This is a genomic window from Pseudomonas sp. P1_F7 (assembly GCF_056405655.1).
This window is the reverse complement of sequence record NZ_JBFUBR010000009.1, coordinates 136,963-161,921: the sequence shown is the minus strand read 5'-3', so window position 1 is coordinate 161,921 and position 24,959 is coordinate 136,963. Positions and strand designations below refer to the sequence as shown.

Here is a 24,959-nt window from a genome sequence, read left to right as displayed (position 1 = left end):
ACAACGCACTCGGACAACTGACACAGGACACCGAACTCGACTGGTGCAGCGCCGACGCCGAGGACGATCTGGTGCTGACCAGCCAGTACACCTACGACGACTGGGGCGAGCAGTGCAGCGTGACGCGCCCGGACGGCGTCGTGGAGTACGAGTTCAGCGATCCGGTCAGCCTGATCACCTCGTCCTGGATCGAGGGCATGGGCAAGACGGTGACGCAGAACAACCTGTTCGAGAAGCCCGACTGGGTCAAGCGTTACACCTTGGACGACGAGCAGATAAGTGAACATCTTTACCAATACGATGGCCTGGGGCGCAGCACCGAAGAGACCGATGCGCTGAGCCGCACCACCCGCTACGCCTACGATGTGTTTGACCGGATGACCAAGAGTACTTTGCCGGATGAGGCCGTCGTGGAGCGGCGTTATGCGCTGCACAGCGCGGAAGACCTGCCAACCTGGATCGGGGTCGACGGTAAAGAGTTGGGCCAGCAAGCGTTTGACGGCCTTGATCGCATGTTCACATCCATTACCGGCGGTCGCGTCACCGGCTATCAGTTCAAGCCGGGTCAGGCTCAACCTGGCAAGGTCATCCGGCCTTCTGGTGAAGAGGTCGATTACACCTACTTGCCTGCGTTGGGCGAAGACCCGCTGGAGCGGATCACACAGACCAGCGGCAAGGCGGAGTATGAGTACGACGGACAGAACGCCCGGATGAAATCGTGCAAGGAAAACGGACTGACACTGGCCCGTGACTACTTCACCAACGGAGAGGTGAAGAGTGAAACCCGCAATGAGGGCGATGACAGCTACACCATGCATTATCACTACAGCCGCCAGGCCCGTTTGCTGACGTACACCGATGTATTGGAACAGGTCCAGCGTTATGACTATGACAAGTCGACGGGGCAGCTGTTGAGTACGGAACTGGGCACCACCGTCGCCACGTTTACCTATAACGCACAAGGGTTAACCGAAAGCATTGAAACCAGGGATGGCGCGCAGTCGCTGACGGTCAATCTGACCTACGACGACCTGGGGCGTGAGGTGTTGCGAGAGTTTGATTTTGGTACTGCACCTGCTCAGCAATTGACTCAGGTCTACAACGAAGTCGACGGTCTGGTAGAACGCATTCTGGAAGAAAAAGATACAGAGACGGTGTTGCGCCACGAGATTTACTCATATGACGTTCGGGGGCGTCTGGAGTTTTACGAGTGCAGCGGAACCCAGCCACCGGTCGACCCTTACGGGAAGTCGATCGAAATGCAATTGTTCATGTTTGACGCGCTCGACAATCACATTGAGGTGATTACACGGTTCAGTGGCGGGAAAAACACAGCTGTATATGAATACGAAAACGAAAAAGACCCGGCTCAGCTCACGAGAGTGACCAACGACCATGCCGACTACCTGCCAAAAGTCATTGAGCTGAACTACAACGCCAATGGCGAAATGATCCGCGACGAGGAGGGTCGGACGCTTGATTATGATGTCCATGGCCGGCTCATCAGCATCAGCGCATTACCGGGTGAAACACCCCGGACCCATCGTTACGACCCGCTGGATACCCTGTCTGCAAAGGACGATGAAAACCGTTTTTACCAGGATGGCCAATTGAGCAACCTGCTCCGGGGGGCCAACAGCAGCACGTTCATGCGCGGCAATGGTGACGTGCTCGCAGAGCTCAAGGACGGTGCTGACCCAAAGTCCCTGTTGCTGGCCAGCGATGACAAGAACAGCGTGTTGTGCGAGGTCAGCCGGGATAAACGCGAAGCGATCGCTTACTCGCCATACGGCTACTCGACGGGCGGGGAAGGGGTGCTGGGGTACAACGGCGAACTGCGTGAAACGCAAGTCGGCTGGTACTTGTTGGGTAACGGTTACCGGGCCTTCAATTCCTTGTTGATGAGGTTTCATAGTCCGGACAGTTGGAGTCCGTTTGGGGAGGGGGGGTTGAATGCTTATGTGTATGTGATGGGGAATCCGATTGAGTATACGGATCCGACGGGGCATATGAAATTTTTCCAAAAGCTGTCGACGGTATTTATGATGGCTGGCGATGATGCTGCTGGCATATCGAGTTCGATTACCCGTAGTTCTCGACAATTGAGCAACGTTACAGATGACTTGAGCAAACTTTCCCTGAGTAGCAGGCCGTCAAGAAGTTCATTGCCTAGAACTTCTAAAAGCAGATCGAGATCTCCAACTCCGGACTACGGCTCGGATACCAGTCGCAGCAATTCTGCAGAAAGGCAAATTCCAGGCCCTTCGCAAAGTTCTCAAAGATCGCTAGTTGATGAAGTACAAGCTGCTGCGGATAAGAAATCCAGAGATATAGCGCGGGCAAAAGAAAAGCAAGCACGTGCTCTGAAAAAGATAGAGCGAAACAGGCGTAAATACCCTGAAGAATACAAGGAGGCAAAAAGTGTAAGCAGGCCTAATGTCTACACTGGGCAAAAAGATGGCCACTATTATAAGTACCGTACAACTGGTGTTAGACTTGCCGATAATGAAAAATTTGGCACTCCTGTATACCAAAAAACATTAGAAGTTCCGTTTAAGACAAAGGAGGTAAGGGATTTTCAGTGACCTAATCCACTAACCCTCGCAAACTCCACCAACCCACCGTCATGGCCAAGTCCCAACTTGTCCATGGCGGTTCTTTTTTGTCGGCTGATGGTTTTCTCGCTGCGGTTCAATTGGGCCGCAATCTGCCGTCCGGACAATCCCTGTACGAACAATCGCACGACCTCCAGCTCTCTTTCGGACAGGTTGACCGCAGGGGTATCACTCTCGGCGCGGGGCAGGGTCTGTGTGTCCAGAATCGTTGTAAAGGTTGGGCACAGGTGTCGCCGACCGCGGATCACCGTATGCACCGCGCGGTTCAAATGGCTCATGGCGCTTCGCTTGTCGAACAGACCATTCGCGCCCGTATTGAGCAGCGCACGCAACAGGGAAGGGTTGCGCAGCATGGTCATGACAATCAGGGGGAGGTGGCCGAAGTGGCGTTTGATGTAGCCCATCAACGCCAGACCATCGGGAAAGCGCCCATAGGGCATCGAGTAGTCGCTGATCAGCAAGTCGCATGGTGTGCGCTCCAGGTGGCCGATCAATTCATCGGCGCTTTGGGCCTGGGCCACAATCGAGAACGCTGAACCGGTCCGTGAGCACAGGGCTGCTTCGGCCCCCAACAGCACCACGGGATGGTCGTCGGCGATGATGATACGTAACGGTTTGCCATTACGGTGCCCGTACGATACGGGCGTATCGTCACAGGCACTTTGGCGGGAAGGGGGGAGCGGTGATGTTCCGGCTGTCTGTTCCAGCTTCATTAAATGTCTCACAGGGTCTATGACACGCCGACCGCTGTGGAAGGGCTGACTCAAGGCAGTTCAATCAAACCTTGTTCCAGGGCCATGACCATCGCAATCCAGCGCGATCTCACGCCGAATTTTCGGCGGATATTGCAAAAGTGATAATTCACACCGGCCTCTGTGCAGCTTACGATTCGACCGATTTCCCATGACGACTTGCCAGCGGCACTCCACTGCAAGATTTCTTTTTCTCGATTGGTGAGTTTGATCTTCTGGGGTTGCTTGCACTCCAAAGGCAGCATGTCGACAGGGGCTGGCGATAAACGAACTGAAGTGGTGCTGAAGCGGTGCATGGTTGAATCTCCCATTCATCATCATTGACGGCGTGGGCGCGGCAGAATCTTCCTACTGCATGAAGGCGTGGTTCGCGCGGCCGCCCTACAGATATCGGTTTAGGGCTGTAGGCACGATCTCGTTATAGCGCGATACAATCCTCATGAAACCTGTCAGAAATTACAGGTAGGCGACTTTAATCAGAGTTTGCAGAAAGCGCTGTCAGGTGATTCAACCCGCTACGTAGGAGGTTTCTTTGCTTTTTTCGTTTGCGGTTCGGGCTACTAAAATGTTGATTCGGTGAACTTTTTGCACGCCTGACAACAAGGCTGCATCCGCCGAAATATCGCGTCAGGAACGAACGGGCGGTGGATCGTCGGGCGCTGAAAGAGTCGTATCAAGCGATGAACGGAGTGGCAGTTCGCTCAAATGCGTGCCGCGCTGGCGGGTTTGGCGATTTGAGATAGGGTAGAGACTGGAACCCGCGTGAAAGGAGGACACCATGCGCTACTCAGCCTTGACCCAACGAATTGCCGGCGACGGGGCGGCGGCTTGGCAGATTCATGATCGAGCGTTGGAGTTGCGCGAACAGGGCGTCGATGTATTGCTACTGTCAATCGGCGATCCGGATTTTGATACGCCGCCACCAATCGTCCAGGCCGCCATCGACAGCTTGTTGGCCGGTGATACGCACTATCCTGAAATACGCGGCAGCCGAGGATTGCGCCACAGCATCGCCCGCCGGCATCGGCAACGCAGCGGTCAGACCGTGGATGCCGAGCAGGTGATCGTCTTTCCGGGGGCGCAGTGCGCGGTGTATTCAGTCGTGCAATGCCTGCTCGATCCGGGCGACGAGGTAATCGTTGCCGAACCGATGTACGTCACCTATGAAGGCGTGTTCGGCGCCTGCGGTGCCAAAGTGGTAGCGGTGCCGGTCAGGCCGGGCAACGGTTTTCGCGTCGATCCGGCCGATGTCGCCACACGGATTACCCCCAAGACCCGCGCCATTTTGCTCAACAGCCCGAACAACCCTTCCGGCGCCAGTTTGTCGCTACCGATCTGGCAACAATTGGCCTGGCTATGCATTCGTCACGACTTGTGGCTGATCAGCGACGAGGTCTACAGCGAGCTGCTGTACGAGGGTGAACACATCAGCCCGGCCAGCCTCCCGGACATGGCCGCACGCACGGTAACGATCAACAGCCTGTCCAAATCCCATGCCATGAGCGGTTGGCGGGTCGGCTGGATGATCGGGCCAAAACCCCTGGCCGAGCATCTGGTCAACCTGTCCTTATGCATGTTGTTCGGCATTCCGGATTTTGTGCAGAACGCCGCGCAACTGGCATTGGACCAGGACTTGCCGGAGGTCGCACTGATGCGCGAGGAATATCGCCTGCGCCGGGATCTGGTGTGCGCGAGTCTGGGGCATTGCCCGGGCATCCGGCCGGTGCGCCCTGATGGCGGGATGTTTGTGATGGTCGATGTACGCCAGACCGGGCTTTGCGCCCAGGGTTTCGCCGAGCGGCTACTGGAAGGCTACGGTGTGTCGGTGCTGGCCGGTGAAGCATTCGGGCCTAGCGCGGCGGGGCATATTCGTATCGGTCTGGTGGTCGATCGAGCGCAGCTGGCAGATGCATGCCGGCGCATCGTCTTGTGTGCGTCAGACTTGCTGGAACAGCAGGCGGTGTCTGGCTGAGCCAGCACCACCAACTTGTGGGCGCAGCGTTCGATATTCCGATCAGCTCCCTGCGCCATATGATCACCGGTCTCAACCCAGACACTCGATACACGCTAAAAGCGTTCGGGCTCAAGGACGCACAGGTAGGAGTCCATCGCCCCACGCCTGCCCGTTGACCAGATTCGCCGGCCGTTCACCCGCCAGCGCCGCCAGCAGGTTGTCCACTGCACACCGGGCCATGGCTTCCCGTGTTTCATGGGTTGCCGAACCGATATGCGGTGTCGCCACCACGTTGTTCAACTGCAACAGCGGCGAGTCAGGATTCAGCGGTTCGCGTTCAAACACGTCCAGCCCGGCCGCGTGAATCTGCCCTGTGCGCAAGGCCTCGATCAACGCTGCTTCATCGACAACCTTGCCCCGGGAAATGTTGATGAAGATGCTTTCCCGGCGCATCAGGGCAAATTCGTTCGCACCGATCAGCCCTTCGGTTTCGGCGGTCAGCGGCAGCGTCAGGCAAATGAAATCGGCCTGCTGCAACAGTTCGGTCAGGCTACGGTACTGCGCATTGAAACGCTGCTCGACTGCCGGTTTCGGTGAGTGGCTGTGATAGATCACCGGCATGCCAAAACCGTAATGCCCGCGTTGGGCCAAAGCCTCGCCGATGCGACCCATGCCGATGATGCCCAGAGTCTTGCCGTGTACGTCGCTGCCGAAATGCGCGGGGCCGATGTTGTGTTTCCATTCGCCTGCTCGAATCAGGTTCGCCAGTTCCACCACACGCCGGGCGGTTGCCAGGATCAAGGCGAAACCGGTATCGGCGGTGGTTTCGGTGAGCACGTCCGGCGTATTGCTGAGCAGGATTCGCCGCTCGGTGAGGTAGTCGATGTCGTAGTTATCGACGCCCACCGAGACGCTGGCGATGGCCTCGAGATTCGGCGCTAGGTCGAGCAACTCGGCATCCAGTCTCAGGCTGGCGCCGAGCAGGCCGTGGGCGCGTGGCAGGGCTACGCGCAGTTTTTTGAGGCCTTCGGAATCGAGGCTGTCGATCAGCGTCACTTCGGTTTGCTCATGCAGGCGTGCCATGAGCATCGGCGAGAGTTTCTTGTACAGGACGACCTGCTTTCTCATCTTCGTAATCTCAACATCAATTCAGGAATGGACAGTGGCGGTACGCGCTACCGTGGGCTGCTCACGGTCGCTGGCGCCAGGCTTGAGGAACACCGTCAGCACCACCGAGAGCATCAAGGCGCCGCTCATCAACAGGTACGACGCGCCGGGCGAACCGGTGGAGCTGTTCAGGTAACCGACCAGATAAGAACCGCCGAACGAACCCAGCGCGCCCATGCTGTTGATCAACGCCATGGCACCACCCGCCACGTTGGCCGGGAGGATTTCCGGAATGATCGCGAAGAACGGCCCGTAAGGCGCGTACATGCAGGCCCCGGCAATCACCAGCAAGGTGTAGGACCACCAGAAATGTTCAGCGCCCAAGGCGTAGGAACCATAGAAGGCAATCGAGGCAATCAGCAGTGGCGGCCAGACGAAACGTTTACGTTTTTGCAGCTTGTCCGAACCCCAGGACACCAGCAGCATGCCGATCACCGCCGCCAGGTACGGCAGCGCCGACAGCCAGCCGGCCTGAATCATGTCCATCTGCGCGCCGGCCTTGAGGATCGACGGCAGCCACAACACGAAACCGTACACGCCAATGCTCCAGCAGAAAAACTGCAGGGCCAGGATAATCACTTTGGGTGAGCGGAACGCTTCGGCGTAGTTCTTCACGGCCTTGATGCCGACCTGTTCGGCGGCCAGTGCGCTTTCCAGGTCCTGTTTTTCCTGATCGTTGAGCCACTTGGCTTGTGACGGACGATCATCGGCCAGCCGCCACCAAATGAATGCCCAGAGCACCGCTGGCAAACCTTCGACGATGAACATCCAGCGCCAGCTGTAATGCTGCACCAGATAGCCCGAGACCACCGACATCCACAGCATGGTCACCGGGTTGCCGAGGATCAGGAAGGTGTTGGCCCGCGAGCGTTCGGCGCGGGTGAACCAGTGGCACAGGTAGATCAGCATCGCCGGCATCACCGCGGCTTCGACCACGCCGAGCATGAAGCGGATGACGATCAGCCAGTAGGCGTTCGAGACGATCCCGGTCAACGTTGCGAGGGTGCCCCAGAGGATCAGGCTGACGAAAATCAGCTTTTTCACGCTGTGTTTCTGCGCGTAGATCGCCCCCGGCACCTGGAAGAAAAAGTAGCCGAGGAAGAACAGCGCGCCGAGCATCGACGACAGGCCCGGAGTGATCATCAAGTCCGCAGCCATTCCGGAGGCAGCGGCGAAGCCGTAGTTGGCGCGGTCCAGATAAGCCAGGCTGTAGGTGATGAACACAATGGGCATGATGTACCACCAGCGGCGGGTGGCGAGCGTTGCGGTTTTCATGGTGGTGCTCCTGAGCTTGTTGTTTTTGTCGCAGCAGGTAACGGGTTGTTTTTCAGTGCCTGTACTGGCCTCATCGCGAGCAAGCTCGCTCCCACAGGGGATCTAGGTTCGACACATATCCTCTGTGGGAGCGAGCTTGCTCGCGATGGCGGCCTCAAATTCGCTGACCATTTCGGATCGAGTGGGCAACCCCTCCATATCCCCACGGCTCTGCACCGCACGGCTGCCAATCCAGTTGGCGCGTTGCACGGCCTCGACAACGCTTTGGTTTTCCAACAGCGCGCTGATCATGCCGACGGCAAAACCATCGCCGGCACCCACCGTATCGACCACTGTTTGCACCGGTACGCCAGCCACGAAACCTTGATCAAGCTGTGTGCGGTAGTAAGCGCCGTGTGGGCCAAGCTTGATCGCCACGGCTTCGGCGCCCTGGTCGAGGTAGAAGGCCGCGATGTCGGCCGGGTCTTCGAAACCGCTCAGCAAGCGACCTTCGCTCAACCCCGGCAGCACCCAATGGGCGAGGGCGGCGAGGCGGTTGATCTCGGTGATCATTTGTTGCTCGCTGGCCCACAGGCTCGGGCGCAGGTTCGGGTCGAAGGACACACTGCGCCCGGCCTCGCGCATGCGGGTCATCAACTCGAACGACATCTGCCGCGCCGACTCCGACAGCGCCGGGGGAATGCCGGTGGCGTGCAGGTGTCGGGCCTTGAGCAATTCGGGCACGATCGAGTGCGGCGACAGGTGACTGGCCGCCGAACCACGACGGAAGTACTCGACCACCGGATCGCTGCCATCGTCGGTGCGGGACTTGAGTTGAAAGCCGGTCGGGTGGGCGGTGTCGATGTCGACGTGGCGGCAATCCAGACCTTCTTTTTCGAGGGTGTCGACCACGAACCGGCCCAACGAATCGGCACCGACACGGCTCAGCCATGCCACGTTGAAGCCCAGTCGGGAAAGGCCAATGGCGACGTTGCTGTCAGCCCCGGCAATGCGTTTGTGAAAAGCGCCGACGCTGGCCAGGTCACCAGCCTGCTCGGCGACGAACATCGCCATGGTCTCGCCGAACGACAGGATATCGATCTCAGACATGAGCACTCTCCAGCTGCGATTGGCCGAGGTGGGCGAGGGCTGCGACGTGCTCGGTGGTCAGTTGCACCAGGTCATCGCCTTGCAGCGGATATTCCGCGGCCCGCATAACGCCTCGGGCCATGTGCCGCAGCAGGTGCTCCCACTGTTGCAGGTCACTGATGGCGGGCGGGATGGCGACCAGTTTGCCGTCCGCACGGCGCGTGACCGCTTTGCAGTGCACATACCCGACGTGACGACCGAGCAACCGTGCGGCGCTGGCGGCAGATTGGTCCTGCCAATGCCAGTTGCCGATATCGAAGGTCATTTTGATCGGCAGCGTGTGCTGCTCGACGACCGCGAAAAAACGCTGAAAGGGTTCAATGCGGCCGCCGTGCAGGGTCTGGTCGTTTTCCACCAGCAACTGCACGGCGCTTTCGCCCAGCACTCGGGCGAGGGTTTGCAGATCGCTGTTGTCGGTGAAATAGCCCAACGACACTTTCAGCCATTTGGCGCCGAACGCCTGGGCGCGTTGCAGGGCCGTGATCAGTTCGGGATTGGGCCTGGATTGCCCGGCCAGCCATAGCTCCATGGGTGACGAATACACGCTCTCAAGGCCTTCTGCCTGAGTGGCGTCGGCCAGTTGGGCGGGGTCCTCGATAGTCAGTAATTCTTCGCGCCACTCAATGCGCGTAGCGCCAGCAGCGGCGAGAATCTCGATGAAGCTGCCCTGGCCGCGTTGACGCACCAGATCGGCGCCGTAGCTGGAAAGGCTGATGGAAACGGCTGGTCTGTTCATTGTTTTTCTACCTCTGAAACCGGTTTCATTTTTGTTCAAAAAAAATGGCTGTAGATGTTGTGGTGTTTTTGAAGGCCCCATCGTCGGAACGTCGCGATGAGGCCGGAACATTCACCGAGAATTTCCAAGGGTCGACCCTCTAACAATTAACCGCGCGGAAAAATCCAGCGTCCGCACCGCCCCGTCATCCCCGCGCAGCCGCTTGAGCAGACACTCAAACGCACTGGCGCCCATTTCGGTGGTCGGCTGGGCGAGGGCGGTAATGCCACTGCCCACCAACGGGTACCAATCCAGGTCATCGAGGGCGATCAAACCCACGTCATCGAACAGGTTGCACTTGAGTTCACGCAACGCATGGGTGCTGGCCAGCGCCGCGACCCCGTTCGCGCAAAACAGCGCTTTCGGGCCGGGGCCAGGCGTGTCGAGGAAGGATTTCAGTTGTGCGGTCAGTTCGCTGCTGGTTTCGATGTGCGTGCCGTGGAACGTCGGACGCTGTGCGATCTGCGCGTTGAAGCTGCTGACCCGCTCGATCCGCGAACTGGTGCCGTCAAAGGGTTCGGTCACCATCAGCACATCGCGATAACCGCGTTCTTCAAGGTGGTTAAGGGCCATGTCGATGGCCTGCGGGTTGTTCAGCCCGACCATATCGCTTTCAAGGTGCTCGACCTTGCGATCCACCAGCACCAGGGGCATTTCCCGGTGCAGTTCGTGCAACTCGTCACGGTGATGACCGAGGGTGTTCACGATCAGGCCTTCGATGTTGTACGAGCGCAGCAGGGCCAGGTGTTGGCGCTCTTGCTCGTCGTCGCGGTCGGTGTTGCACACCACCAGGCTATAGCCGTGCTGACGGCAGGCGGTTTCCACCCCGTGCATCACGGCGATTGAATAAGGGTTGCGGATATCGGCCACCAGCATGCCGATCAGGCGGGTGCGCCCGCGTTTCAGGCCGCGGGCCATCTGGTTCGGGCGATAGCCGAGTTCGGCAATTGCCTGTTCGATGCGCTGGGCAATGGCATCGGAGAGCAGGGCGCGATCATCGCCAATGAACCGCGAAACGCTGGCCTTGGAGACCTTGGCGTGTTCGGCCACGTCGAGCATGGTCACGCGGCTGCGCTGGGCGGCGGAGAAATCGTTCACGGCCTGAAACCTTCTTATTGGATTTATAAGGTCGAGTGCTTCGTGAGACAGCACTGAAACCGGTTTCAGGAGACACCAAAAGCCAATTCGCCGTCAAGCCCCGGATTGTTGATTGTCGAATAATCACCGACAGATTGCGCTCAGGCCAGCACGCTCAACCACGCTGAGCCCAGCAACAACAGGTCCATGCAGCAGTTGAAACGTTGCATGGCCCGGGGCGAGCGCAACCAGCGACTCGACCCGGCACCGAGCAGCGCCCAGACCGCGAGACATGGCAGGGAAACCAGAAAAAACACCAGGGACAAATACACCACCTGCACTGCGCGATGCTCACCACCCCCGGCGAATACGCTGACCACCGCCAGCGCCATCATCCAGGTTTTCGGGTTGACCAGTTGCAGGCTGGCAGCGCCCATCCACCCGTATCGAGCACTGTTGCTCAGCACCAGAATATTGGTCGGGCCGGGGGTGATCGAGGCCACGAAGGCAAACAGCAGGAAAGGCAACAAAGTCGGGAACGAGGGCAGCATCGCGGGCTAACTCCGGTGAAGATCAATGAAGTCGATCTTCACAATCCACGGGCTTACCTGTCTGGAAGATTTGAGCAGCGTTTGCGGTACAGCGCCGGCGTCAGGCCGTAGGCGCGCATGAACCAGCGCCCCAGATGGCTCTGGTCGGCAAAGCCCAGCGCCATCGCCACCGCCGCTGGTTGCTCGCCACGGGCCAGCAGGCGTCGGGCGGTGGCCAGGCGCAATTGCACCAGATACGCGTGGGGCGCCATGCCGTAAGCGGCCTTGAACGCGCGGGTCAGGCGGAAGCGGTCGACGCCGGTGACGGCGGCCAGTTGATCGAGGCCGATGTCGTACTGCGCGTTGGCATGCAGGTATTCCCGGGCTTTCTGCGCCACCCGCGACAGACGTGGGTCCTGACCATCGCGGGCACGCCAGTGCAAGTGGCTGGTCAGACGTTCGAGCAAACCGTCGAGGGCGGACTGGCGGACGATCTTCAGTTCACCGCGATGCAGGGTTTCAAACGCCAGGCTGGTGGCCTGGGCCAGGCGCGTATCGCTGGCCAGGGTGGCGGCAAAGCTCAGCTGGCTATTGTCGGGGGCATGATCGAACACGGCGCCGAGTTCGCGCTGCAACCACTGCGGGTCGAGGTACAACATGCGGTAGGTAAAACCGTCGGCGGTCGGCGCTTCGCCGTCATGGATGTCACCGGGTTCGAGCAAAAACACCTTGCCCGGTGTGCTCTGGTGCCTGGCCCGTCGGCAATTGAATTGCTGGACCCCTTGCTCGGTGACGCCCACCAGATAGCTGTCATGCCAGTGCGGGTCATAGGCGTGGCCTTCGAAATGCGCGCGCAGGGTCTCGATGCCGGTGTCGGCATCCTGGGCCAGGTCGATCCAGTTGTGAGCGCTCATGGGTCACCTGCGAAACGGCTGCCGGACTATTTAACGCCTCGACCGGGAGCCATGCCTAGAACGTTTGTGCAGTCATCAGCCGAACAGGCCGGCGGCGATGTTGATCGAGAACCCGAGAATGGCAGTGTTGAACACAAAACCGATCAACGACTGCGCCAGCACGATCTTGCGCATGCCCCGCGTGGCCACGCCGACATCCGAGGTTTGCACCGCCACGCCGATGGTGAACGAGAAGTACAGGAAGTCCCAGTAGTTGGGCGTCGTCAGGCCTTCGGCAAAACGCAGCGCCGGCTCCTTGCCGTCCCAGATGTAATACAGCCGGGCGTAATGCAGGCTGAAGATCACCCCGATCAGCAGCCATGAACCGATGACGGTCAGCGCGGTGAAGCCGTAATGCATCAGCTTGCGCGTGGTTTCCAGGTCTTTGCTGCCGGCCAGTTCGAAGGTGATGGTCGCCAGGCTGGCCAGCGCCGCAATGCACACCAGCGCCAGCACCAACCCGGCGTTTTCGTCTTCGATTTCGGCGATGCGTTTTACGTCAGGCGCTTTCGAACGCACGGTGAGCCAGAACATCAGCGACAGATAGATCCAGACGCCAGCGTTCCAGCCGATGAGGATCTTGCTGATTGGCGAATCGGCTGGCGCCAGAATGCCCACCGCGATGCCCAACAGGATGGCGGCGGACAGGCGAGGGTGGGTGCGGGGGAGGAAAGACATGGACACTCGACGGGTTGGGGCTATGCCAACACCTTAGCCCAGGTCAGCACAATCTTGAAATCACTGAGATCCCCTTGTGGGAGCGAGCTTGCTCGCGATGGCTGTGTGTCAGTCGACGATGATGTTGACTGATAGTCCGCCATCGCGAGCAAGCTCGCTCCCACAGGGGTTAGTGTTTTTGTCAGGTGTTTTTGTGGCGCTTGCGCACCAGCTTCATCACCACCACAAAAAACACCGGCACGAACACCACGGCCAGCGTCGCGGTGATCATCCCGCCGATTACCCCGGTGCCGATGGCCTGCTGGCTCGCCGAACTGGCGCCGGTGGCGATCGCCAGCGGCACCACGCCAAGGATGAACGCCAGGGAGGTCATGACAATCGGCCGCAACCGCAGGCGTGCCGCTTGCAGGGTGGCGTCGATCAGGTCGTGGCCTTCGTCGTACAGGCTCTTGGCGAACTCGATGATCAGGATCGCGTTCTTCGCCGACAGGCCGATGATGGTGATCAACCCGACCTTGAAGAACACGTCGTTGGGCATCCCGCGCAAGGTCACGGCCAGCACCGCGCCGAGCACGCCGAGCGGCACCACCAGCAGCACCGAGGTCGGGATCGACCAGCTCTCGTACAACGCCGCCAGGCACAGGAACACGATCAACAGCGACAGCCCGAGCAGGATCGGCGCCTGGCTGCCGGACAAGCGTTCCTGCAACGACAGGCCGGTCCATTCCTGGCCCAGGCCTGCCGGGCCTTGCGCCACCAAGCGCTCGATCTCGGCCATGGCCTCGCCGGTGCTGTGGCCCGGCGTCGGTTCACCGGAAATGCTGATGGCCGGGTAGCCGTTGTAGCGGGTCAACTGCGCCGGGCCCTGAGTCCACCTGGCCTGGACGAAGGCCGACAACGGCACCATTTTTTCGTGGGTGTTGCGCACGTGGATCTTCAGCAGGTCGGCCACCTGACTGCGCTGGTCGCCCTCGGCCTGGACCACGACGCGCTGCATCCGCCCCTGATTGGGGAAGTCGTTGATGTAGGCCGAGCCCACGGCCGTGGACAGCACGTTGCCGACGTCGGCAAAGGACACGCCCAGCGCGTTGGCCTGCTTGCGGTCGACGATCAGTTGCACCTGCGGTGCCTCGGCAAGGGCGCTTTCGCGCACGTTCATCAGGATCGGGCTTTTTTCGGCCGCCGCGAGTAACTCGGTGCGGGCTTCCATCAACCTTTCATGGCCAAGGCCACCGCGATCCTGCAGGCGGAACTCGAATCCGCTGGACGTGCCCAGTCCATCCACGGGCGGCGGCAGTACGGCAAATGTCACCGCGTCCTTGATCTGGCTGAGGGCGACGTTGGCCCGGTCGGCAATCGAGCTGGCCGAATCTTCGTTGCCCCGTTCTGACCAGTCTTTGAGTGTGCTGAAGGCGAGCGCCGCATTCTGCCCGCTGCCGGAGAAGCTGAAGCCGAGAATCACCACGCTGTCCCGAATGCCCGGCTCGCCAGCGTTGTGCGCTTCAACCTGCTCGGCGACCTGCACCGTGCGGTTCTTGCTCGCACCCGGCGGCAACTGGATGTCGGTGATGGTGTAACCCTGGTCTTCTACCGGCAAGAACGAGGAGGGCAAGCGACTGAAGGCCAGGCCCAGACCGATCAACAGCACGCCGTAGATCAGCAGGTAGCGCCCAGTGCGTTTCAACGCGTAGGCGACCCAGCCCTGATAACGGTCGGTCAGTTGCTCGAAGCGGCGGTTGAACCAGCCGAAGAACCCGGTCTTTTCATGGTGCTCGCCTTTGGCAATCGGCTTGAGCAACGTCGCGCACAGGGCCGGGGTCAAGGTCAGGGCGAGGAAGGCCGAGAACAGGATCGAGGTGGCCATCGACAGCGAGAACTGCTGGTAAATCACCCCGACCGAGCCCTGCATGAACGCCATCGGAATGAACACCGCGACCAGCACCAGAGTGATGCCGATGATGGCCCCGGTGATCTGCTGCATGGCCTTGCGCGTGGCTTCCTTGGGGGACAAGCCTTCGGTGGCCATGATCCGCTCGACGTTCTCCACCACCACGATGGCGTCGTCGACCAGAATGCCGATGGCCAGCACCATGCCGAACATGGTCAGCACGTTGATCGAAAACCCGAGCGCCAGCATCGTCGCAAAAGTGCCCATCAACGCCACCGGCACCACCAGGGTCGGAATCAGTGTGTAGCGGATGTTTTGCAGGAACAGGAACATCACCGCGAACACCAGCAGCATGGCCTCGCCAAGGGTGTAGACGACCTTGGTGATCGAGACTTTGACGAAGGGCGAGGTGTCGTACGGGATCTTGTATTCGACGTTCGCCGGGAAGTAGCGCGACAGCTCATCCATCTTCGCCCGCACCAGGGTCGCGGTGTTCAGCGCGTTGGCACCAGGCGACAGCTGCACGGCGACGGCGGTGGACGGCTTGCCGTTCAGGCGCGTGGAAAACTGGTATTCCTGGCTACCGATCTCGACCCGCGCCACATCGCTGATGCGCACGGTCGAGCCGTCCGGGTTGGCCTTGAGGACGATGTCGGCAAACTCGTCGGGGGTCGACAACTGACCCTTGACCAGAATGGTCGCGGTGATTTCCTGGGTGGTGCGGGTCGGCAGATCGCCGATGCTGCCAGCCGACACTTGGGCGTTTTGCGCGACGATGGCGGTGTTGACGTCCGCCGGCGTCAGGTTGAAGGCGAGCAGTTTCTGCGGGTCGATCCAGATCCGCATCGCCCGTTCGGCGCCGTACAGCTGCGCCTTGCCGACGCCGTCCAGGCGCTTGACCTCGTTCATTACGTTGCGCGCCAGGTAATCGCTGAGCGCCACGTCGTCGAGCTTGCCGTCGCTGGAGGTCAGGGTAATCAACAGCAAGAAACCGGAGGAGACTTTCTCCACCTGCAAACCTTGCTGGTTTACCGCTTGCGGCAGGCGTGACTCCACGGCTTTGAGGCGGTTCTGCACATCCACCTGGGCCAGTTCCGGGTTGGTGCCCGGCTGGAAAGTGGCCTTGATGGTGGCGCTGCCGAGGCTGCTCTGGGATTCGAAATACAATAGGTGATCGGCGCCGTTGAGTTCTTCTTCGATCAGGCTGACCACGCTCTCGTCCACGGTTTGCGCCGAAGCGCCCGGGTACACGGCGTAGATTTCGATTTGTGGCGGCGCAACGTCCGGGTATTGCGCCACCGGTAGTTGCGGAATGGCCAGCGCACCGGCCAGCAGGATGAACAGGGCCACCACCCAGGCGAACACCGGGCGATCGATAAAGAACTGCGGCATAGAAAAGCGTCCTGCTTACTGACCAGTCGCCTGGGCAAGTGGAAGAGGGGTGTCGTCGATCTGCACTTTCTCGCCGGGGCGGGCGTGCTGCAGGCCCTCGATGACGATGCGGTCGCCTGCCTTCAGGCCTCCGGTGACAATCCAGCGATCGTTCTGCACGGCGCCGAGCTCGACCGCTTGCTGCCCGACCCGCTGTTCGGCGTCGAGCAGCAGCACCTGGGCGATGCCGGCGCTGTCGCGCTGGATGGCCCGTTGCGGCACGCTGATGCCCTGCTGGTTGACCGCTTGTTCCAGGCGTACGCGCACGAAACTGCCGGGCAGCAAGTCGAGGTCGGGGTTGGGGAACTCGCTGCGCAGGATGATCTGGCCGGTGCCCGGGTCGACGGTGATGTCGCTGAACAGCATTTTGCCCGGCAGCGGGTAGAGGCTGCCGTCATCCTGAATCAGCGTGGCCTTGGCCTGGTCCTGGCCGACCTGCTGCAACTGGCCGGAACGGAAGGCGCGGCGCAGCTCGTTGAGCTCGCGGGTGGACTGGGTCAGGTCGGCGTGAATCGGGTTCAGTTGCTGAATCAGCGCCAGCGGCGTGGTTTCGTTCTGCCCGACCAGCGCGCCTTCGGTGACCAGCGCCCGGCCGATGCGCCCGGAAATCGGCGCGGTGACGGTGGCGTACCCGAGGTTCAGTTTCGCCCGTTCCACAGCGGCTTTATTGGCGGCGACATCGGCGGCGGTCTGCCGTGCGTTGGCCCGGGCGTTGTCGTAGTCCTGACCGCTGATGGCCTTGTCGTCGATCAATTGGGCGTAGCGCTGTTCCTGCAATCTGGCCTGGAACGCGTTGGCTTCGGCCTTGCGCAACGCCGCTTCGGCGCTGTCCAGGTCAGCCTTGAACGGTGCTGGGTCGATGCGGAACAACACGTCGCCTTGTTTCACGTCACTGCCTTCACGGAAGGTCCGCTGCAGGACCACGCCAGCCACGCGGGCACGCACTTCGGCCATGCGCGGTGCGGCAATCCGCCCGCTCAGTTCGCTGCTGATGGTCAGTGGCCGCGCTTCGATGGTTTCGATGCGAACCGTGGCCAGCGGCGCCTGTTCCTCGGTGTTCGAGGACTTGTCACACGCGGCCAGTGTCAACGCCAGTGCAATCAGGCTGAGCCTGGCAAGCAGATTCTTCGACATGTAATACCCCAATAAAGACCCCCAGCATCCTACTGGGCGAAGGCGAGGGTAGCGGTGAAGCTTTGTTGGTGCTGTGTGAAATTGTGTAAGGGTTTTACTCAGAGACGAGTGAGGGCGTATATCCTTCAGTCCTTGATTTCTATTGCGCCAGATAGATTGCTATCGCGAGCAAGCTCGCTCCCACAGGGATTTGATGTGAACACAAAGGTTGTGAACACCACCGACCACTGTGGGAGCGAGCTTGCTCGCGATGGCGGCGTATCTGGCGCCACGGCTCTTTCTGGAAACACCCCATGCCCAACATCCTCCTGGTCGAAGACGACACCGCCCTCGCCGAACTGATTGCCAGCTACCTGGAGCGCAACGGTTATTCCGTCAGCGTGATCGGCCGCGGCGATCATGTGCGCGAACGTGCGCGAGTCAGTCCACCGGACCTGGTGATCCTCGACCTGATGCTGCCCGGCCTCGACGGCTTGCAAGTCTGTCGCCTGCTGCGCGCCGATTCGGCAACCTTGCCGATCCTGATGCTCACCGCCCGCGACGACAGCCACGACCAGGTCCTGGGCCTGGAAATGGGCGCCGACGACTACGTCACCAAGCCCTGCGAGCCACGGGTGCTGCTGGCCCGGGTGCGAACCCTGTTGCGCCGCAGCAGTCTCAGCGAACCGCAGACCGCCAACGACCGCATTCTGATGGGCAACCTGTGCATCGATTTGTCCGAACGCACCGTGACCTGGCGCGAGCAATTGGTGGACCTGTCCAGCGGTGAGTACAACCTGCTGGTGGTGCTGGCCCGGCATGCGGGTGAAGTGTTGAGCCGCGACCAGATCCTGCAACGCCTGCGCGGCATCGAATTCAACGGCACGGACCGTTCGGTGGACGTGGCGATTTCCAAGCTGCGGCGCAAATTCGACGACCATGCCGGCGAGGCGCGCAAGATCAAGACCGTGTGGGGCAAGGGTTACTTGTTCAGTCGTTCCGAGTGGGAATGCTGAGCCGATGTTCAGAATCCTCTTTCGTTTGTACCTGGTGACCATCGTCTCGTTCAGCGCGGCGATTTATCTGGTGCCGGATCTGGTGGTCAAGGTGTTCCACGAGCGCTTTGTCACCTACAACCTCGATTACTCCCGCGGGTTGCAAACGCTGATCGTCAAACAGTTTCATGGGGTCCCGGCCGAACAGTGGCCGGCCCTGGCCGCTGAAATGGACAAGGACTTCTCTCCTCTGCACATCGTGCTCAGCAGCAATGACGACAGCAGCCTGACCCCTGATGAACAGCAGCGCTTGCGCCGCGGCGAGAACGTCGTGCGCGTGGGCGACTGGGGCTGGCGCACGCTGGCGGTCGCGCCGCTGAATGAGCGCACCGTGGTGCAAATGGTCGTGCCGCCCGATCCGCTGGACGTCAACCTGTTGTACTGGAGCATCAACGTGCTGATCGGCGCGACCATGCTCGCTTGCCTGTTGCTGTGGCTGCGCCCGCACTGGCGTGATCTGGAGCGCCTCAAGGGCACGGCCGAGCGCTTTGGCAAGGGCCACCTGGGCGAGCGCACGCAAATTTCCCCGAGTTCCAACATTGGCAGCCTGGCCAATGTGTTCGACACCATGGCCGGCGACATCGAGAACCTGCTCAACCAGCAGCGCGACTTGCTCAATGCGGTGTCCCACGAGTTGCGCACGCCGCTGACACGCCTGGATTTCGGCCTGGCCCTGGCGCTGTCCGACGACTTGCCGGCGGCCAGCCGCGAGCGCCTGCAAAGCCTGGTGGCGCACATTCGTGAACTCGATGAGCTGGTGCTGGAGCTGCTGTCGTACAGTCGTTTGCAAAACCCGGCGCGGCTTCCGGAGCAGGTCGAGGTGTCGCTGGATGAATTCATCGACAGCATTCTCGGCAGCGTCGACGAAGAGCTGGAGTCCCCGGAGATTGTCATCGACGTGCTGCTCCACGGCCAGTTCGAACGCTTCAGCCTGGACCCACGCCTGACCGCCCGCGCCTTGCAAAACCTGCTCCGCAACGCCATGCGCTACTGCGAGAAGCGTATTCAGATCGGGGTTCAGGTTAATACCGGCGGCTGTGAAATCTGGGTCGACGATGATGGCATCGGCATTCCGGACGACGAGCGCGAGCGGATTTTCGAACCTTTCTACCGCCTCGACCGCAGCCGCGACCGCGCCACGGGTGGTTTCGGACTGGGGCTGGCGATCAGTCGGCGGGCATTGGAGGCGCAGGGTGGGACGTTGACGGTTGAAACCTCGCCGCTTGGGGGGGCGAGGTTTAGGTTGTGGTTGCCGGCGTTGGCCTGAGCTTGGGGTTAAATGCTATTGCGTACTCGCCGTGCGCTCTGGTCAATGCTCGAAGTCGAAGTCGAAGTCGATAAGTGTTCATTGCTCAGAGAGCGTGTAAGTGACTGATTAGGCAATGAAGGTTGCAATGCCCGAGTCACAGAGTTTGAATCGGCGACTACTGAGTAGGGAGGAGGTAAGGAGTCAGACCCTGGAAGAGTGAGGTCACCCAAGTCGTAGGCAGGAGGGGCCGGGCGAGGTTGATCAGACCAGTAGCTCGGCGGTAGTTGCGAAGACCTGCGGGCGGATGTCAACTCCTGCATAGGCACTTCCGGTTGCCGGGGAGCTACACTGCTCCGTTGCGGTCTCCGCCTCATCGACTGACGAACCTTCAATCCTATGGCTCCCCCAACAATTGCACCCGCAACAAATGAAACGCCTGTTAGCACCCAACCAACCGTCTCGTCCTCTACTAGGTACGATGCAGCAGTAGCTCCCACTATAGTAGCGACAGAAGCTCCAATTACTTTTTTCAAAAGAGCAACATGCCCAGTCGGATCACTCCGATTAACCGGGTCTCCCTCGCAATATGCATACGCGTTCAAACCTCCATCCCCAAACGGACTCAAGCTGTCCGGGCTGTTAAACCGCATGGACACCGGGTTGAACTGTCGATAGCCATTGCCCAGCGGATAATGCCCGGTCAATGGGTCCCGCCGTTCACCATTGAACCCGAGCAGGCTGAGCAAGCCGTTTTCCGGGGAGCGGTGGCCATAGGGCGTGTAAGTGGCGGGTTGAATCTCAGTGGCGCTGAGCGAATTGAGCACTGAGCGTTGCTGATCGGTTGCCAACAACGAACTGTCGATCCGGGCGTTTTCATGGCGCTGTTGCGCCAGCAGCTGATCTTCGTGCTGGAAAATACTGTTGCGCACCGAGCCTTGAATTTCGGTGGCAAGACGGGTTTTGCAGTAAAAGCGCTGAAGGCTGTCCATGGCCGATGGCGCGCTGTTGTCCAAGCGGTCCAGCGCATCATAGTGATAGCGGCACAGCACGGTTTCGCGAGGGGAAGTAAGCATTTTCCGAGCTCCATGCAAGGTTCTATGTTCGAACCTTTAGCATCGTTTTTTTCCCGGTCGTTGCCCACTAGCAGAACTGCTAGGTCTTGAGTTCAACATGCGCTAATGTCCTCGGCGCGTTCTTCGTGTGCTACAGGCTCACGCGCTCAACCGCCCGCGCAACAGCTTGGCCATCTCCTCCAGATCCGTCATCGGCTGATGCCCGATCAGCATCCAGGCGTGTTCCATGTCGGCCCAATACACGATGTTCAGCTCGCGCCGCTGTTCCCGGGCGAAATGGCGGCTGCCGCTGTTGGATCGAGTAACACACAGTGCCATGGGGCCGTGCACCGGATCGAGGTAGGTGATCTGGGCGATGGGCGCACCGTCGTACTCGAGGATTTGCGCGCGCTTGAACTCGGCGCGGGGCAGGCTCAGTTTTGCCGGCGCGAGATCGAGGCCCAGGCGCGCATCGATGGTCCGCAGTTGTGCCCGTTGGGTGGCTTCATCACCGGGTAAATGATCCAGGGTTTCCGGCACGTAGAGCGCCATATAATCGGCCACCAGACCGCGCCAGTTGTGGGTCTGCCGGCTCGCTTGCCAGCCGAGGAACAAACGGTCTGCCAGCACGCCGCCGGCCAACAGTCCGGCAGCCGCGGCAAGGAACCAGCGTCGACTCAGCCCGGGGCGGGCGGGTGAGGGCAGCGTGGCGAGCATGGCTTGCAGACGATCCACCGGCGCCTGCCGGACGAGTTCATCGTAGGCGTCCTTGAACGGCAGGCTACTGCGATCCAGCCATTGCAGGCGCAGGCCGAGCATCGGGTCGGCGATGATGGCCGCGTCGATGCGCGAGCGCTGCTCGGTATCGAGTTGGTTATCGAGGTAAGCCACCAGTTGTTCGTCCGAGGGTTTCGTGTTCATCAATGTTCTCCTCGGTAAGGGTGGGGCACTGTGTGCAACGGTGGATATTCGGCCAGTTTCGCCCGAGCGGTGGCCAGGCGACTCATGACCGTGCCGATGGGCACTTGCAGCACGTCGGCGACTTCGCGGTAGGACAAGCCTTCGACGTAGGCGAGAAACACCGTTTCACGCTGGGCCTCGGGCAACGCATCGACGCGGCGGATGACCTGTGCGGCCAACACATGAGTCTGGGCCACGGATTCACCATCGAACGACAAGGCCTGATCGGCGTCCACCTGGCCCTGACCCTGACGCACCCGTTGGGCGCGGACTTCGTTGAGCCAGATCGAATGCAGAATGCTCAGCAGCCAACGGTCCATGCGCGTTCCCGGCACGTATTGCCCGGCCCGCTCCAGCGCCCGCACGCAGGTGGCCTGCACCAGGTCATCGGCGACATGCCGTTGTCGGGACAACAGCAGGCCGTAGCGCCATAAACGCGCCAGATGCTGGTTCAGTTCCATTCGTATTGCCTGATCGCTGGCGATGGCGACCTCCGTCCGCTCGGGTTTTCAGGTTTTCGATGAGTCGTTGATGGCTTCGGCCAGGTCCTGGTACTCCTCGCATTGGGTGCTGCCGCAGATGGATTTGATCTGCTGCAGTTGCTCCTGTGCAAGATCCAGCCGGCCTTTGACCACATAGGCCTCGCCGAGGTATTCGCGGACTTGCGCGTATTGCGGGTCAAGTTTCACCGATTGCAGGTAATAGCCGATGCCTTCGTCGGTACGCCCTAGTTTACGCGTGGCGTAGCCGCGATAGTTCAGTGCTTTTGCCGTGTTTGGCTGTTTCAGCGTGTCGAGCAGGGCCAGGGCTTCTTCATAACGCCCGTCCTTGGCCAGTTGATAGGCATAGTTGGTGCGGTCTTCGTCCGGCACCAGGTTGCTGGTCTGCTTGACGCATCGATGCGATCGGGTATCCAGCACCTGACCTTTCGGGCAGTTGGGCCTGGTGGGCATGTCGTCACCGCCGCCACCCCCGTTGGCCAGGGCGAGGGAGCCGGACAACGCAACGGTCAGCAACAGCGGGGTCATCAGAACAGCAAAACGAATATTCATGGGCTTGGCTCCATAGGTTCATGCGTTTCAGATCAGGTCGCGCCCGCCAGATGCAGCGCAAGGTTGATACGGCCAACGGCGTGAACAATCGAAGGGGCCTGTTTGCCCCGGCAATCTCATGTTCATGGTTGATGTCATGAGAACACCGCAGCACGAACAATTATTCATTACGTTCCGACGATGAACGATGACTCGGTATCAGCCCAACAAACGAATGGGTGAACCCGCCGCCCAGGCCTGGATGTCCTCGATCATTTGCGAGAAAAACAGCTGGTAGTTCTGTTGGCTCACATATCCGACATGGGGCGTCGCCAGCACATTGTCCAGGGTCCGGAACGGATGGTGGGCGGGGAGCGGCTCATGCTCGAAGACGTCCAGCGCGGCACCGGCCAGCCGTTGTTTCTGCAGCGCCTTGATCAGCGCCGCTTCATCGATAATGGGGCCGCGAGCAGTGTTCACCAGCAGCGCCGTGGGCTTCATCCAGCCCAGTGCTTGCGCGTCCACCAGGCCCCGGCTGCGCTCGCTGAGCACCAGGTGCACCGACAACACGTCGGCCTGTTCGAACAGTTCCTGCTTGCTGACATAGGTCACACCGACCTGCGCCGCACGTTCGGCGGTGAGGTTTTCACTCCAGGCGATCACGCGCATGCCGAACACCTGACCGAACTGCGCGACGCGCTGGCCGATGCTGCCCAGACCGAGGATGGCCAGCGTCTTGCCGTGCAGGTCGCCACCCAGGCCTTGTTGCCATTGGCCGGCACGCAGGGCGTTGGCTTCGACCACCAGATTGCGGGTCGCCGCCATGATCAGCGCCCAGGTCAGTTCCGGCGCGGCGTGTTTGTAGCTGTCGGTGCCGCAGACCTGAATGCCCAGCGCGGCGGCGGCTTTCAGGTCCAGGGCCGCATTGCGCATGCCGCCGGTCACCAGCAGTTTGAGCTTCGGCAGGCGGCGCAGCAGGTCTTCATCGAAACGGGTGCGTTCGCGCATCACGCAGATCACCTCAAACCCGGCCAGGCGCTCGGCCAGGGCTGGGTTATCGGTGGGGTAGTCATGGAGAAAACTCACCTGGCCGACGCTGTCCAGCGCCGACCAGTCCACCACATCCCGCGCCACATTCTGCCAATCATCAAGCACTGCAATCTGTACAGGCATCAGCCTTTCCTCTTCAACGCACGGGGTTGGTCTTGTTCAACCAGGCGAGCAGGGCCTGGTGGAACTCTGCCGGTTCTTCCATCTGTGGCGCGTGGCCCATGCCAGGGAATTCGACCAGCGTGGACTGGGGAATCAGCTTGGCCACTTGTTTGCCGAGGACGTCGTAGTGCCCGAGCTTCGCCTTGACCTCGGGCGGGGCGATATCACTGCCGATGGCGGTGGTATCGGACGTTCCGATCAACAGCAGGGTCGGCATCTTCAGGTTCTTGAATTCGTAGTACACCGGTTGGGTGAAGATCATGTCGTAGATCAGCGCCGAGTTCCACGCGACTTGCGTATGTCCCGGGCCTTTGTTCAGGCCGGCGAGCATGTCGACCCAGCGATCGAATTCCGGCTTCCAGCGGCCGCCGTAATAGGTGCTGCGTTCGTAGTTGCGGATACCGTCGGCGCTGAGCTTGAGTTCGCGCTCATACCATTGATCCACCGTGCGATAGGGCACTCCGAGGGCTTTCCAGTCTTCCAGGCCGATGGGGTTGACCAGCGCCAGTTGCTCGACCTGTTCGGGGTATTGCAAGGAATAGCGAGTGGCGAGCATGCCGCCGGTGGAATGCCCCAGCAGGGTGGCTTTCTGGATGCCCAGCGCCTTGAGCAATTGCTGGGTGTTCGTTGCCAGTTGCTGGAAGCTGTACTGATAGTGCGCCGGTTTACTGGAGGTGCAGAAGCCGATCTGGTCCGGAGCGATGACCCGATAGCCGGCGTCGCTGAGGGCTTTGATCGAGCTGTCCCAGGTGGCGCCGCAGAAATTCTTGCCGTGCATCAGCACCACGCTGCGACCATTGGCCTTGCCGTGGGCGGCGACGTCCATGTAACCCATTTGCAGGGATTGGCCCTGGGATTCAAAGGCGAAGTGCTTGAGGGTGTAGGGGTAGTCGAAACCTTGCAGCTCGGGGCCGTATTCCGGTCCTTCGGCGTGGGCGATGACGGGCAGGGCGGCGGTCAGTAAAAGGCTGGGTAACCAGCGGGAGAAGGGGTGTGACATGAATGGGCTCCATGGAAAATCCGCCGATGCTGGATCGACTCGATTAGGGCGGCATTAAACACAG

At 60.5% G+C, this 24,959-nt stretch carries 22 protein-coding genes; 4 read left to right on the top strand and 18 right to left on the bottom strand.

The window, feature by feature from the left end; genetic code table 11:
* Positions 1 to 2,585 (top strand): RHS repeat-associated core domain-containing protein (locus AC1D1M_RS15400; RefSeq protein ID WP_477776315.1); only part of this gene is annotated, 2,585 nt, incomplete at its 5' end.
* Here AC1D1M_RS15400 and AC1D1M_RS15395 read toward each other — a convergent pair.
* Both AC1D1M_RS15395 and AC1D1M_RS15390 read right to left on the bottom strand, forming a co-directional pair.
* Entirely contained in the window at positions 2,579 to 3,328 is a 750-nt protein-coding gene (locus tag AC1D1M_RS15395; protein WP_477776314.1) for a response regulator, read from the bottom strand. The genes AC1D1M_RS15400 and AC1D1M_RS15395 overlap by 7 nt on opposite strands.
* 50 nt (positions 3,329 to 3,378) lie before the next feature.
* Entirely contained in the window at positions 3,379 to 3,663 is a 285-nt protein-coding gene (locus AC1D1M_RS15390) for a LuxR C-terminal-related transcriptional regulator (RefSeq protein ID WP_477776313.1), read from the bottom strand.
* 482 nt (positions 3,664 to 4,145) lie between these two features.
* Here AC1D1M_RS15390 and AC1D1M_RS15385 point away from each other — a divergent pair, with 482 nt between their 5' ends.
* Entirely contained in the window at positions 4,146 to 5,339 is a 1,194-nt protein-coding gene (locus AC1D1M_RS15385; protein WP_477776312.1) for a pyridoxal phosphate-dependent aminotransferase, read from the top strand.
* A 111-nt stretch (positions 5,340 to 5,450) separates the two neighbouring features.
* Here AC1D1M_RS15385 and AC1D1M_RS15380 read toward each other — a convergent pair whose 3' ends face one another.
* The 10 genes from AC1D1M_RS15380 to AC1D1M_RS15335 all read right to left on the bottom strand — a co-directional run bounded on the left by AC1D1M_RS15380 (position 5,451) and on the right by AC1D1M_RS15335 (position 17,357).
* Positions 5,451 to 6,449, bottom strand: coding sequence for a 2-hydroxyacid dehydrogenase (locus AC1D1M_RS15380; protein ID WP_477776311.1), 999 nt, complete (start codon positions 6,447 to 6,449; stop codon positions 5,451 to 5,453).
* A gap of 21 nt (positions 6,450 to 6,470) precedes the next feature.
* Positions 6,471 to 7,763, bottom strand: coding sequence for an MFS transporter (locus tag AC1D1M_RS15375; RefSeq protein ID WP_477776310.1), 1,293 nt, complete (start codon positions 7,761 to 7,763; stop codon positions 6,471 to 6,473).
* A 102-nt stretch (positions 7,764 to 7,865) separates the two neighbouring features.
* Positions 7,866 to 8,852 carry a sugar kinase gene (locus tag AC1D1M_RS15370; protein ID WP_477776309.1) on the bottom strand — a complete coding sequence of 329 codons (987 nt, stop codon included), beginning with the start codon at positions 8,850 to 8,852 and terminating at the stop codon, positions 7,866 to 7,868.
* On the bottom strand, positions 8,845 to 9,627 hold the full coding sequence (locus tag AC1D1M_RS15365; protein WP_477776308.1) for a sugar phosphate isomerase/epimerase family protein: 783 nt from the start codon (positions 9,625 to 9,627) through the stop codon (positions 8,845 to 8,847). Before AC1D1M_RS15365 ends, AC1D1M_RS15370 begins: the two co-directional genes overlap by 8 nt.
* 111 nt (positions 9,628 to 9,738) lie before the next feature.
* Positions 9,739 to 10,764, bottom strand: coding sequence for a LacI family DNA-binding transcriptional regulator (locus AC1D1M_RS15360; protein WP_477776307.1), 1,026 nt, complete (start codon positions 10,762 to 10,764; stop codon positions 9,739 to 9,741).
* 140 nt (positions 10,765 to 10,904) lie between these two features.
* Positions 10,905 to 11,294, bottom strand: coding sequence for a LysE family translocator (locus AC1D1M_RS15355; protein ID WP_477776306.1), 390 nt, complete (start codon positions 11,292 to 11,294; stop codon positions 10,905 to 10,907).
* A 53-nt stretch (positions 11,295 to 11,347) separates the two neighbouring features.
* Entirely contained in the window at positions 11,348 to 12,187 is an 840-nt protein-coding gene (locus AC1D1M_RS15350) for an AraC family transcriptional regulator (protein WP_477776305.1), read from the bottom strand.
* A 75-nt stretch (positions 12,188 to 12,262) separates the two neighbouring features.
* Positions 12,263 to 12,904: a DUF1345 domain-containing protein gene (locus AC1D1M_RS15345; RefSeq protein WP_477776304.1), complete on the bottom strand. Its 642-nt coding sequence runs from the start codon at positions 12,902 to 12,904 to the stop codon at positions 12,263 to 12,265.
* Positions 12,905 to 13,085: 181 nt separating this feature from the next.
* Positions 13,086 to 16,184, bottom strand: coding sequence for a multidrug efflux RND transporter permease subunit (locus tag AC1D1M_RS15340; RefSeq protein ID WP_477776303.1), 3,099 nt, complete (start codon positions 16,182 to 16,184; stop codon positions 13,086 to 13,088).
* Positions 16,185 to 16,199: 15 nt separating this feature from the next.
* The gene (locus tag AC1D1M_RS15335; RefSeq protein WP_477776302.1) at positions 16,200 to 17,357 is read right to left on the bottom strand and encodes an efflux RND transporter periplasmic adaptor subunit; all 1,158 of its coding nucleotides are present in this window, start codon (positions 17,355 to 17,357) and stop codon (positions 16,200 to 16,202) included.
* A gap of 293 nt (positions 17,358 to 17,650) precedes the next feature.
* Here AC1D1M_RS15335 and AC1D1M_RS15330 point away from each other — a divergent pair, with 293 nt between their 5' ends.
* Together AC1D1M_RS15330 and AC1D1M_RS15325 are read left to right on the top strand one after the other, a co-directional pair.
* Positions 17,651 to 18,352, top strand: a complete 702-nt coding sequence (locus AC1D1M_RS15330) for a response regulator (RefSeq protein WP_477776301.1) — start codon at positions 17,651 to 17,653, stop codon at positions 18,350 to 18,352.
* A 4-nt stretch (positions 18,353 to 18,356) separates the two neighbouring features.
* The gene (locus AC1D1M_RS15325) at positions 18,357 to 19,658 is read left to right on the top strand and encodes an ATP-binding protein (RefSeq protein WP_477776300.1); all 1,302 of its coding nucleotides are present in this window, start codon (positions 18,357 to 18,359) and stop codon (positions 19,656 to 19,658) included.
* Positions 19,659 to 19,666: 8 nt separating this feature from the next.
* Here AC1D1M_RS15325 and AC1D1M_RS15320 read toward each other — a convergent pair whose 3' ends face one another.
* From AC1D1M_RS15320 to AC1D1M_RS15295, 6 genes are all read right to left on the bottom strand, one after another.
* On the bottom strand, positions 19,667 to 20,713 hold the full coding sequence (locus AC1D1M_RS15320) for an RHS repeat-associated core domain-containing protein (protein WP_477776299.1): 1,047 nt from the start codon (positions 20,711 to 20,713) through the stop codon (positions 19,667 to 19,669).
* Positions 20,714 to 20,851: 138 nt separating this feature from the next.
* Complete coding sequence (locus AC1D1M_RS15315; RefSeq protein WP_477776298.1) at positions 20,852 to 21,613, bottom strand: anti-sigma factor family protein; 762 nt, start codon at positions 21,611 to 21,613, stop codon at positions 20,852 to 20,854.
* A complete protein-coding gene (locus AC1D1M_RS15310; protein ID WP_477776297.1) occupies positions 21,613 to 22,113 on the bottom strand; it encodes an RNA polymerase sigma factor in 501 nt (166 codons plus the stop codon). Before AC1D1M_RS15310 ends, AC1D1M_RS15315 begins: the two co-directional genes overlap by 1 nt.
* A 48-nt stretch (positions 22,114 to 22,161) precedes the next feature.
* A complete protein-coding gene (locus tag AC1D1M_RS15305) occupies positions 22,162 to 22,704 on the bottom strand; it encodes a tetratricopeptide repeat protein (protein WP_477776296.1) in 543 nt (180 codons plus the stop codon).
* A gap of 198 nt (positions 22,705 to 22,902) precedes the next feature.
* On the bottom strand, positions 22,903 to 23,856 hold the full coding sequence (locus AC1D1M_RS15300; protein WP_477776295.1) for a D-2-hydroxyacid dehydrogenase family protein: 954 nt from the start codon (positions 23,854 to 23,856) through the stop codon (positions 22,903 to 22,905).
* Between the two features lie 13 nt (positions 23,857 to 23,869).
* Positions 23,870 to 24,895 (bottom strand): alpha/beta fold hydrolase, encoded by a 1,026-nt coding sequence (locus AC1D1M_RS15295; protein WP_477776294.1) that lies wholly within the window; start codon positions 24,893 to 24,895, stop codon positions 23,870 to 23,872.
* Between the last annotated feature and the right edge of the window lie 64 nt (positions 24,896 to 24,959).